The 11,512-nt window shown below is 31.9% G+C and carries 6 protein-coding genes; 1 reads left to right on the forward strand and 5 read right to left on the reverse strand.

Features of this window, described 5'->3' with window-relative positions; translation table 11 throughout:
- Window positions 1-36: 36 nt before the first annotated feature.
- Window positions 37-1,827: a GmrSD restriction endonuclease domain-containing protein gene (locus tag ACN0U3_RS10020; protein WP_417266116.1), complete on the forward strand. Its 1,791-nt coding sequence runs from the start codon at window positions 37-39 to the stop codon at window positions 1,825-1,827.
- Between the two features lie 51 nt (window positions 1,828-1,878).
- Here the strand turns inward: ACN0U3_RS10020 and ACN0U3_RS10025 are convergent, their stop codons facing one another.
- The 5 genes from ACN0U3_RS10025 to ACN0U3_RS10045 form a co-directional block, all read right to left on the reverse strand.
- The gene (locus ACN0U3_RS10025; protein WP_417266117.1) at window positions 1,879-2,607 is read right to left on the reverse strand and encodes a M48 family metallopeptidase; all 729 of its coding nucleotides are present in this window, start codon (window positions 2,605-2,607) and stop codon (window positions 1,879-1,881) included.
- Window positions 2,597-5,632 carry a type I restriction endonuclease subunit R gene (locus ACN0U3_RS10030; protein WP_417266118.1) on the reverse strand — a complete coding sequence of 1,012 codons (3,036 nt, stop codon included), beginning with the start codon at window positions 5,630-5,632 and terminating at the stop codon, window positions 2,597-2,599. The genes ACN0U3_RS10025 and ACN0U3_RS10030 overlap by 11 nt, the downstream gene beginning before the upstream one ends.
- A 215-nt stretch (window positions 5,633-5,847) precedes the next feature.
- Window positions 5,848-8,358 carry a GmrSD restriction endonuclease domain-containing protein gene (locus tag ACN0U3_RS10035; protein WP_417266119.1) on the reverse strand — a complete coding sequence of 837 codons (2,511 nt, stop codon included), beginning with the start codon at window positions 8,356-8,358 and terminating at the stop codon, window positions 5,848-5,850.
- Window positions 8,359-8,372: 14 nt separating this feature from the next.
- A complete protein-coding gene (locus tag ACN0U3_RS10040; protein WP_417266120.1) occupies window positions 8,373-10,280 on the reverse strand; it encodes a DUF262 domain-containing protein in 1,908 nt (635 codons plus the stop codon).
- Window positions 10,277-11,500 carry a restriction endonuclease subunit S gene (locus ACN0U3_RS10045; RefSeq protein ID WP_417266121.1) on the reverse strand — a complete coding sequence of 408 codons (1,224 nt, stop codon included), beginning with the start codon at window positions 11,498-11,500 and terminating at the stop codon, window positions 10,277-10,279. Before ACN0U3_RS10045 ends, ACN0U3_RS10040 begins: the two co-directional genes overlap by 4 nt.
- Window positions 11,501-11,512 lie beyond the last annotated feature (12 nt).

Raw genomic sequence — 11,512 nt, forward strand, 5'->3', positions numbered from 1 at the left:
CACTCATTTTAATTAACCACTAATTCTGAAATTACAATGACAAAATATAGCGTACATCAACAACCCGTAGAAACTTTATTAAGTTGGATAAAATCAGGAGATATTGCAATTCCTGAAATTCAACGTCCTTTTGTTTGGAAGGCTGCAAAAGTAAGAGACCTTATAGATTCGTTATATCATGGTTACCCTGTTGGATATATCATAACCTGGCGTAATCCAGATGTGAAATTAAAGAATGGAGAATTATCAGCAGGTAAGAAAGTGCTAATTGATGGACAACAAAGAATTACTGCATTGACAGCTGCTATTGTTGGACAAAGGGTTTTAAATAAAAACTATAAAGAAATCAACATCCGAATATCATTCAACCCAATTAATGAAAGATTTGAGGTATGGAACAATGCCTTTGAAAAAAGTCCTGAGTGGATCAGTAACATTCATCCTATTGTAAATGATGAAATTTCTATAACCAAAGCGATTAGAAAGTACCTTAAAGACAATCCAGATGCTGATGAAGATCTTATTGAGGATAGAATTGAAAAGCTGAAGAAAATTAAAAGTAAACAAGTAGGGATTATTGAATTAGATGCTAGTCTAGATATTGATACGGTTACAGAAATTTTTATTCGAATAAACCAAAAAGGAGTGGTTTTAAGTAATGCTGACTTCGTAATGTCCAAAATTGCTTCCGACGAAGCGCATGGTGGAAATAAAATGCGAAAAATGGTAGATTACTTCTGTCGTTTATTAGTGGATAAAGACTTCAATAAGCATATTATTGATAATGATTCTGAATTTTCAAAGAGTGACTACTACAAAGGAATTAAATGGATGGCGACAGGTTCGGATGATTTATATGTTCCAGACTATATAGATATGCTTCGTGTAGCATTCACTTTCAAATTTAGTCGAGGAAAGTTCAGTGATTTGGTAGCGTTATTGTCTGGTCGTAACTTTGAAGCAAGGACCTACGAATATGAAATTTCAGAAGCAAGTTATAAAAAGCTATCTGATGGTTTAGAAGCGTTTGTTAATCAGACCAATTATCAACGTTTTATCATGATTTTAAAGTCAGCCGGCCTTATCGATTCAAAGTTAATCTCATCTAAAAACACACTAAATTTTGCCTATGCATTGTACCTTAAGTTACGCGATGAAGGAAAAGGGGAGGCTGAGGCACAGGTTTATGTGAAAAAATGGTTGGTTATGTCAATGTTAATTGGTCGTTATTCTGGTTCAGCAGAATCTAGAATAGACGAAGATATTAAACAAATTAATGAGAAAGGAATTGAAGTGTACTTTGAGCAAATGGAGAAAGCGAACTTAGGTGAAGGTTTTTGGGATTTCAAAATTATCAATGATCTAGAAACTTCTAGTGTGAACAATAATGCGTATAATCTTTATTTAGCAGCCCAAGTTAACGCGAATGCACCTGCTTTCTTATCAAAGAGTATGAAAATTAGCAGTCTAATTGAACAACGTGGAGATATTCATCATCTTTTTCCAAAAAAATATTTAATGGATAATGGGGTTGCACAAAAAGCTTATAATCAAGTTGCAAATTTGGTTTATACTGAGCAAGCCTCTAATATTAAAGTAGGTAAAATGCCTCCGAATGAATACTTGGCAAAAATAAAAGGAGAAATATCTAAAGGTAAGAACGAAATAAGTACAATAGATTCAGAAACAGGATTACGTGAAAACATGAGGTTAAATGATATCCCTACCTTTTTTGAATCTGCTACTCATCAAGATTACAAACAATTCCTTATAGATAGAAGACGATTGATGGCTGATAAGCTTAAAATATACTATGAGCAGTTATAATGATGAAAATTCAACTGTTTTATATCTCTCAACCTCTCTTTAAAAAAAAAATCAATACCCCCAATCATTATGCACCACAGGTAAACTATTCAATTCATCTCGGTGCAATCTCCATTTGGGCATAAATTTATTCATGTATTTAATGAATCTATCGTTATGATTTCTTTCTAGTAAGTGGACAAGTTCATGGACGATAATATATTCTAAACAAATTGGAGGTTTCTTAGCCAATTCAAGGTTGAGCCAGATACGCTTGTCTTCAATGTTACAGGCTCCCCATTTGGTTTTCATTTGCTTAACTCCCCAATCATTGCATTGAACGCCAATTACTTTCTCCCATTTTTCAATGAGTGACGGAATAACTGCTTTTAGTTCCTTTCTGTACCATTCTTTCATCACTTTAGATTTCTCTTCAGTGCTTGCATTGGGTTTTATTCTTAGAACAATGTGCTTAGTCCCTTTCAATTGCACTTTAGAATAGCCGTCGTGTTCTTCTAACTTTAGCAGGTAACGTTGGCCCATAAAATAATGACTTTCGCCATTCACATAAGTGCGTTTAGATTCTCTGGGTTGATTCTTAAAATTCTTGACATGTTTCTTGATCCAACCTAATTTAGAAATAGCAAATAAGCGCACAACTTCTTCATCTGCTGCTGTAGGTGCAGATATTTTCACTTTTCCATTTGGAGGATAAACCGCTAAATGCATATTTTTAATGTCCTTTCGAATGACATCGATTTCTACATTTGCGATATTCAATGTTTCCTTTTTAGTACTCATTTTGTGCTTTGATAATATCCATTAATTCCAAAGTCTTATCTGGATCATCAATTACTGTATTTACAGCCAACATCAACTTCTTTTCTTTAATTCCACCATCCCTCCAACCATCGAGTTTATTGTCTTCAATCACTAAATGTAAAGTATTGGCAAGTCCTTCTTCTTGATTGAGATTATCATATAAGGCTTGTTTGGCTCTTGTATCAATAGATTTCGGATAACTATTGCTCTCACTTCGTCTTGATGCTTTTGCTGCCAATTCTTTGATTTCTTTCAAATACGCTTCGTATGCTAAAGTTTCACTCCTTCTTAGCTCAATAATTTCATCCAATAACTGAGATAATTTTTCGTAGTATTTTGGATTCGTTTGTGCTTCTTCATTGATCACTTTACGCACATTATTTTCAATCGTCTCAGCAACCGCTTCTTGTTTTTTAGAGCTCCCATATTCTGCTTGGGGTTCACTTGTCAAATTGACAATCAAATCGGTTAAAGATTCATTCTCAAAATCAGATAGTTTTTGACTTGAACTAGCATCAATATATCGATCCATTAATTGACGCATTCCTGGTTCAAATCTTTTTAAATCTAGATGATCTCCACTCGCTCTTTTGATTGTATCTCTCAAGTCTGAATAGAACTTAACCTCATCTTTTATCTTCTCAGCTTGAACATCTGTATAACCCAATGCATTCATTTCATTGGCAACATTTGAATAGGCCCTAATCAATGAAACGACAGCTTTGTATAGTGTAAGTCTTTTCTCTTCATTCGTTTTTAAATCATAGGAATTCTCTGGATTGCCACAGAAATAACGAATAAAATTGGGTTCGTCTTTTGGATGAACAGGTTCACAAATTGCACGTACCCTTTCTAAACTGGTTTCTAACCTATCTTTTGACTCCTCATGCCTATCTTTCAACAATCCTTGAACATCTGCTTCGTCAAATCCATCAAATACCTCTGATGTGTAATCTTGAATCGATCTTTCTAAACTTTTAAATAAATCTTTATAATCGATAATGTATCCATACTCTTTATCCTCTGAATCTACTCTATTTACACGACATATTGCTTGAAATAAACCATGATCTTGCATTTTCTTATCGATATAAAGATAAGTTGCCGATGGTGCATCAAATCCTGTCAATAGCTTATCCACTACAATTAAGAGTTTCATTCTATTGGGTTCATTGATAAATTTCGCCTTTACCTCTTTCTCGAACTGTTCTGCAGATTTTCCGTTGAGCATTTCTGTATAAACTTCATACTTCAATAAACGGTCTGTTAAACTTCCTTCTCCTGTTTCTTCTCCTTTAATATCTGCGTGATGCGGTTCATAAGAAGTGATAATGGCACATTCTTTAAAGCCTGCTGATTGAAATAATTCATAATATTTACACGCTTGATAAATACTTCCAGAAACTAACATCGCATTTCCTTCTCCTGTATATAACCGTGGCTTAGTATCAAAATCATGCACAATATCATTCACGATTTTTGCCAATCTTGACTTAGAACCCAAAACTTTTTGCATGGTTCCCCATTTTCTTTTTAACTCAACTTTGGCAACATCCGTTAACCCTTTGGTTTTGGTGTTAAACCATTCGTCAATCTTATCTTGATCTGTAACAAACTGAGCTACATCTCTGGCCTCATACAATAAATCTAAAACGACACCATCTTCAACCGCTTCATCAAATTTATAAGGCGTACCAATATAAGGGCCGAAAACCTCGATACTTTTTTGCTTGTCTTTTTTCAATAAAGGAGTTCCCGTAAATCCAATAAACATAGAGTCAGGAAGTATCATTTTCATAGCGTCATGAAGTTTTCCACTTTGTGTTCTGTGACATTCATCCACAAAAACATAAACGTCTCCTTTGGCTTTAAAATCCGTAGCGATATTTGATTTGACCTCAGCAATAAAGCTATCAAAATCTCCTTCTTCAGATTTACGTCCAAACTTATGAACAAGACTACCAATTAGTGAGTGTTTTTTTTCATTGAGTACTTGGATTAACTCTCTACCACTTTTGGTTCGGAAAATACCTTCATCCACACCCACAAACAATTTTTCAATTTGCTCATCTAGTTCTTCACGGTCTGTAATGATTAAAACGCGGCTGTCTTTTACATTCTCACGGATCCATTTGGCCAACCAAACCATGACTAAACTTTTTCCTGAACCTTGTGACATCCAGATCACACCACCTGTTCGCGAAGCAATGTTTTCTTGTGCTGCCTTTACACCAAAGTATTGGTTCGGTCTGGCTAACTTCTTTGTGCCTTTATCAAAAACCACAAAATCATTGATTAATTCAAGTATTCGTTCTTTATTACACAATTGTACAACATGCTTATCTAGAACATAATCATACTCTTTAGCTGAAATTTCTTTCCACTTTAAGTAATATTTTTCAGTTGTTTTAATGGTTCCATAGCGAATTCCTTGGGTGTCATTTCCTGCCATGACCAATTGCATCGTTGTATAAAACTTCTGGATGAATTCTGGTTTTTGATTGTCTAAGTTTTGACGGATTCCCTCTTCAACACCTACTTTACTTCGTTTTAACTCAATAACCCCAATAGCAATTCCGTTAATATAAATAACAATATCAGGTCGTTTATCATGATTCCCTTGAACAGTAACCTCTTCAGCAATAGCAAAGTCATTATTCTCGATTTCCTTCCAGTCAATTAGCCAAACGGTTTCATTGGGTTTCCCCAACTCTTCTTTTACAGTGACACCATAACGAAGCAGTTTATAGACTTTTTTGTTGGCTTCATACAATCCTTCAGAAAGATTATTCACCGCTTGCGTAAAAGCATGAATTGCCTTATTGGCCAAAACATTTGAATACCCTTGGTTTTGTGTAAGAAACTTAAAAAGCAATTGCTCTTCAACAGGCTGCGTGCGTTCTTGATCTTGCCAATCACCAAGATATTCATAGCCTAGCTCTGTTTGAAATAGCTTTATAATTCTATTTTGTGATGTTCTTTCTGATTTACCGATTGTGTTCATGTGAGTTTGTGTTGATGGTTAGTTTTTTTTTGAAAAAACTATCTGTAGTCTTTCGATTTATACGTTTTAACAAATATAGCCTTATTTTAGTAAAATAATTAAAACCTAAAAGTTGCATTTATTAGTTGAATCTAAGATTTCTTAATAGTGTTTATAGATATTTGTATAGTATTTTATTATTGCTACTCTAATCTCGCTAAAAGTGTTTAATAAGACTATATATCTTTTAATTTATCACAAAGAATATTTAATTCTGAAACAACCTTCTCGTCAGCTAAGTGAGTATAGAAGAAATTATGTTTTCCTTCAAGTAAGAAATTATGTTCTCCTAAAATTCTCTTCATATCTTGACAGTAACTATCTGTTTCTTTGTGGAAAAACTTGATAAAAAATAATTGACTATCGTAAGAATACGAAATGTTTATAGCATATTCTCTGTTTTTATATTTCCATCCATTTATATAGGTTAACGGAACATCTTCTTTACTATTTTTAGGAGCGCTATGATAGCCACTGTTTGTAAATGGTTTAAAAACCTTACCTTCAATACTTTTTAGATAAAGGTCTAAACTATACAACTCGTAATGAGCGCCAATATAAGTCTTATAGTGATCCATAATAATTACCCAGCCATGATTCTCTATTTTTCTGATATATCTTTGATTTCCTATTTTTTCAAACAAATCATGATTTTCAATAAAAACTCTTCTCCACCTCTTTTTAAAGTAATTCGGTTCATTTTGGCTAATATAATTCCTGAAAGAAGTTTGGACATCATCGAAATCTAAATTGAAAATTTCTTTTAATGTTTTGTTTGTTTCAGATGAATTTCTATCTCTTAAAAACAATCTTTTCCAGCTTACATCACGACCAACTCCTCTACAAAAGCACTTATATTTTTTTTCACTGAGTAAATAGTCTGAGCCAGATAATAAAGCTCTTTCAAGTATATAGTTTTCGAAGCCGTCTTTTCTATTTAAATGGCCGTCTTTAAATAATAAGTTTAGTTTGTAGCTAACTTTAAAGAAAGCATCTTTTTTAACTTTATCACTTAAAATATTTTTATCAAAATCATTTTTTTTAATAGAAGTGTCAATATGAAAGAACCAAAAGTTCAATTGACCGTTAAAATATTTATTTTCTTCTGCCTCAAAAATCAACACTTTCCAATCATTATCCTTTAATAGCCTAACCTTTAAAACCTCCTCTAAGACTTGGTGTTCACTGAATGACGATAAAGAATCAATTTCAAATGTTTCAATCCATTGATCAATATCATAATCAAGCTTTTTAAAGTCAGTGTTCAAATTATCAATTTGAATCATTGTATTTTTATAAAGCTTAGGGTTATCCATTATAGAGTTGTTGAACATATTAAACATAACTCTTTGATACGAATTCAACTGATCCCAATCATCTTTAGAATATATACTTAAGCTCTTGTTTTTATGTATAATAAAGGCAAGAGTTATATAATTACTTAATAGTTTTTGCCACGATGGTTCAAGTCCATCTGAGCTGAAAACAAAGTTGAAGAGTTCTTTTAAATGTTGGTTTTCCCTTACTTCATATTTTTCACAAATAGATAGTAAATTAAAATACTTAGGAATATTTTCAAAGAAATCATTGCATCCAAATGTTTCCTCCCAATCAAATGCTTTATTTTTTAAGACGTTCTCAATAAAAGCATGCTCTTTGGTTTTATCTTCAAAAGTATTTTTATTAAGCTTGGCTCTTTTTACATTATCATAGAAAAACAATAGTTTGAAAAAATTAAAATAAACTGAATCGATTCTATATTCTCCTTCTTTTTTGTAATTCCAAAAAATATCATTCCATTCAATATCTATTTTATGATTATACCTTTTACTATTCTCATTAGTTATAACCTTCCGTTTTACTAACTCATTAACTAACCAAGCTTTAAAGTTTTCAAATGGAGTTAGCTGCTTTCCTCTGGCATTCATTTTAACATAAAGCTCGTCAGATAAATTGAAGTCTTTTAGGTTTAAAAAATCGAACCAAATTACTTTATCCTTCACTAGTCTATGCCAATACTTTGTTAAATCATCTGACTTTACTTCTTTTAAGCATTCATGAATCTCATTTAGCATTACCAACATACTATCTACAGTAGGGTCGTCCAACCACGAACTAGAAAAAAATTCTAAATCAGTTATTTCTAGCCTTAAATTATCCTTAAATCCAAAAATGGAATCTGAAGCCGTTAAAAGCTTTAAAAAAGCAGTTGAACTTCGTCTAGTCTTATATCGAAATCTTTTTAAAACCTCCAGCCCATCTTGATATCCTATTCTTTTTGCTATATACCAATGAATTAAAAATAATGTTGTTAATCTCTGTTGTCCATCAAGTGGTACAAGGTAAATTAATTCCGTTTTATCGTTTGATTTGTCTTCGATATTAACTTCGGGAATTCTTAAATCTACACTTAAAGCATAGTCACTTACATTTTTTAAAAGAGATTTTAGTGCTAATTTATTTCTTCTATGCTCTTCTTCATTTTTTAATCCATTGATCTTTCCATATACAAAGTCTAGATGCAATTTTTCTTTTTCCCTAAGTGAATATAACAGTGCGCTTAGAAATTTATTTCTGACCTTCTTTACATGAACAGTTTCTCTACCTTGGGCATAATCTCTTTGTATAGGTGGCACCTCAATTCCATAATTATCTAATATATCCCAAAGGGTTTTTATTTCTTTCATTTCAAATTTGATGTTTAATTTTTAGGTAAGAACTTCATCAACCTTTCTTGAATGGATTTGGTATAATTATCACCATCTTCTTTAGTCCAGTTTTCAATATTAATTTTATCTCCATTCACTTTATTGAAAGCGTTTAATGTTTCAATTGGTATAAAGACGGGATCTCCTTTGTCATTAACACCATTTTTATCAAATTTCAAAACAGTATTTCTTTTGTCTGAAAAGAGTTTATTTCCTAAATAGCTATTTGTGTTCTTGTCCAATAGCAATAAGTTACTCATTAAGTGAGTTATATCTTTACTTTCAATTACTAGTTTATCTATGGCGGACTTGAGTTCTTCATTGTTAGCAATTTCTTTTATGCTACTAATATTTTCAAGATCCCTTAAAATGTTTAATGGAAAGGTTATTTTAGTATATTCGATAACATCTTTAACCCATTGTTTGTAAAGTTTAACATCCGTAATATCTTTGGGGTTTTGAGGGATTATATGCTCAATACTCCATTTTTCTTTAATAAACAATTCAAAGGGGAACTTAAAGCCAGCCATATTATTAATATAGTATAGGACGTTGTATAACAATAGAATTTCTCGGCACTCCGTGTAATTGTCGTCATAATTAACCGTTTTTAAATTATATACATTTGGGGAGTGAGGGTTCTCTTTATCTTGTTTTTTAGAGAATCTCAATTGAATTACCTCCTCTAACTCTTGTTTAAAATCGGTTTGACTTTTTCCTTTATATTCACTTAATAATGTATTTATTTTTTTTATTTTAGAATTTGTTATAAAACCTACTAAATGATAGGTCATAGGATCATTGTACCAATTAAGTAGCTTATAATAAAGTTGAAGAACATCCTCCCATGTATCAGTAAAAACGGCTTGTGCATTATATTTATTTTCTAATTGTCGATAAGCATAATGATCATCACTTTTATCTTTCTTTTTAAAATGTAAGTCAAATAAAAAATCTATTCTTGTTCCTTCCACATACTTGGCTTCATTCGGTTGAATAAAATACCAAAAAGAGTCATTTTGTAGTTGCTTTTCAATCATGTCCCATTCGGCAGCAAATTGATTAACTTTGATTTCAAATAAACTAGAAGTCTCTCTATTTTTTATATCAAGGACAAACAAGGCTTTAATTAATTCGGAAGATGTCAAACCGATTTTACCCTTATTGTTATTTAAAAAAACTTCAACTACCTTATTGTCTTGCACAGCATTGTTTATTGAATACCAAATGATCTTAACATTTCCCAATAATTTTTCTAAAAATTCTTTTCGTTTATTTTCATCATTAAGAATAGTGTCTATCCATTTTCTTAAATAGCAACTAACTGTAAAGAAGTGATATACATCAACATTGTTGTAATCATTATTTTTAATAATATACTCATTCCAAAGTAGGTGTAAGCTTTCTAAATCTTCATAGTTTTTTTCAGTTAACTCCTTTTCCTTGATGATTCCAATGTTTAGATTAAATAGTTCTTCTATATGCTTTTCTAAAAAAACACCACTTCTTATTCTCGTTTGAAAATTGATTTTATATAGGTAATCATCCTTGATGTATTTTTTAAAAACTAGGTATTTTAAAATTAGGAACAAAGTAGTTGTCCTTTGCTGACCATCAACGATTTCATTTTTTTCAGACAATATATGCTCTTCACCATCAATAGTAATATTATGCGTGACGTCATCAAGTGGCTTTAAAATTAAAGGTTGTAAACAATAAGGTCCATTTTCTTGCTTGTGGGCATCTATATCATTTAATAGTTCTAAAATTTCTTTTTTACCCCATTTATATCCTCGTTGGTAACTCCCAATAAGAAACTCTTTGCCTTTCAATTCACCTATTGATAAGAGAGTTAAGGTATTATTCTTTATCTCTTTGTCTAAAATTAAATTCTCACTCATACCAATCTCGTTTTACCCGTTAACAATTCCTGCATCATCCCTTGCTTTATCTCCTCGTATTTCTCCTTCTTTTTTTCTAAAGATTCAATCTCTAAATCCATGTCAGAAAGGATTTGTGCTATTCTATTTTGATCAATAATATTAGGGTAAGAAACCTCAAAGCTAGAAAGTGCTTCTTTTGTGATTGTTTTTATAATTCCTCCAGGAGCTTTTTCTTTTTCTATTTCAAATTTTTGATGAACAATTGTCATAAAAAAGTACTTATTGAATTCTTCCAGCAAAGATTCGAAAATCAAAAGAGTCCTATCAACATATGCGTCATATTGAGTAATACATATTCTACCTATTGAACCTTGTATAGTAAGGATAATCGAACCTTTTTTTACAAAAACACTCATTTTTGCGCCTTCTTCACTAATTCTTTGCTTTGTTTCTGTTTTAAGTTTTCTGTTTTTTGCTACATCCACAACCTGCACAAAAGGCATTCCTGAGATATCATCATACCATTTTGGAAGACCATAAGGCTGTGGAAAGCTTCCTCTTCTAAAAGTAGATACCTCTTTAATTGTTTTGGTTTTCCATCCATCTTTTGGCGTCAACAACTCCTGCATTGCGCCCTGTTTAATCGCTTTCTTTTTGGCAATTAAGGCATCCAAAGATTGGATTAATGCATCAACATCACTTAAAGCGGTGGCTATGGCTTTTTGTTCGTGGAGGGGAGGAAGAGGGATTTGAATTGATTTAACATTATTCGGACTTATTTCTAAAAAAGTACTTCCACTAGCTTTTTTCAAGAGTTGTTCTTTAGATATTAATATTAAATAATAAAGAAACTCATTACTTGTATTTTCTTTTGCAGTTAATGATTGAAATCCTTGATTTGTACTACTCTCTAACTCTAAGATTGCTATATCACCTATACCAGCCCTGCTTGTTAATAAAACTGTACCTTTTGGCAGTATTTTTGCCGAGCTCTTATTAAGTCCCTCATGTGTGATTTTCCTTTTACTTTCATTTACATATTTACTGTATCCTATTTCAGTAGGAGTAAACCAATTAATTGATCCATTCCAAAATTCTGATATTGTAGTACTAGGAGTTCCTCCTCCATTGACATCAGCAATTTCATCTATAGTTTTAACCTCCCAATCCTCAGGAATCAGCCCCACTTCTGTTTGTTTAAAACCAGTTTTCGTCTTCATAGTTGCTAGTTCATTCATTTTCTTTGTCTT

Source organism: Brumimicrobium sp., from assembly GCF_048268645.1.
GTDB classification, from domain to species: Bacteria; Bacteroidota; Bacteroidia; order Flavobacteriales_D; family Crocinitomicaceae; genus Brumimicrobium; species Brumimicrobium ulvae.

Bases quoted from the DNA above. Each gene is read 5' to 3' on its own strand.
- ACN0U3_RS10020 (WP_417266116.1), top strand. From the start codon at position 37: ATGACAAAATATAGCGTACATCAACAACCCGTAGAAACTTTATTAAGT.
- ACN0U3_RS10025 (WP_417266117.1), bottom strand. From the start codon at position 2,607: ATGAGTACTAAAAAGGAAACATTGAATATCGCAAATGTAGAAATCGAT.
- ACN0U3_RS10030 (WP_417266118.1), bottom strand. From the start codon at position 5,632: ATGAACACAATCGGTAAATCAGAAAGAACATCACAAAATAGAATTATA.
- ACN0U3_RS10035 (WP_417266119.1), bottom strand. From the start codon at position 8,358: ATGAAAGAAATAAAAACCCTTTGGGATATATTAGATAATTATGGAATT.
- ACN0U3_RS10040 (WP_417266120.1), bottom strand. From the start codon at position 10,280: ATGAGTGAGAATTTAATTTTAGACAAAGAGATAAAGAATAATACCTTA.
- ACN0U3_RS10045 (WP_417266121.1), bottom strand. From the start codon at position 11,500: ATGAATGAACTAGCAACTATGAAGACGAAAACTGGTTTTAAACAAACA.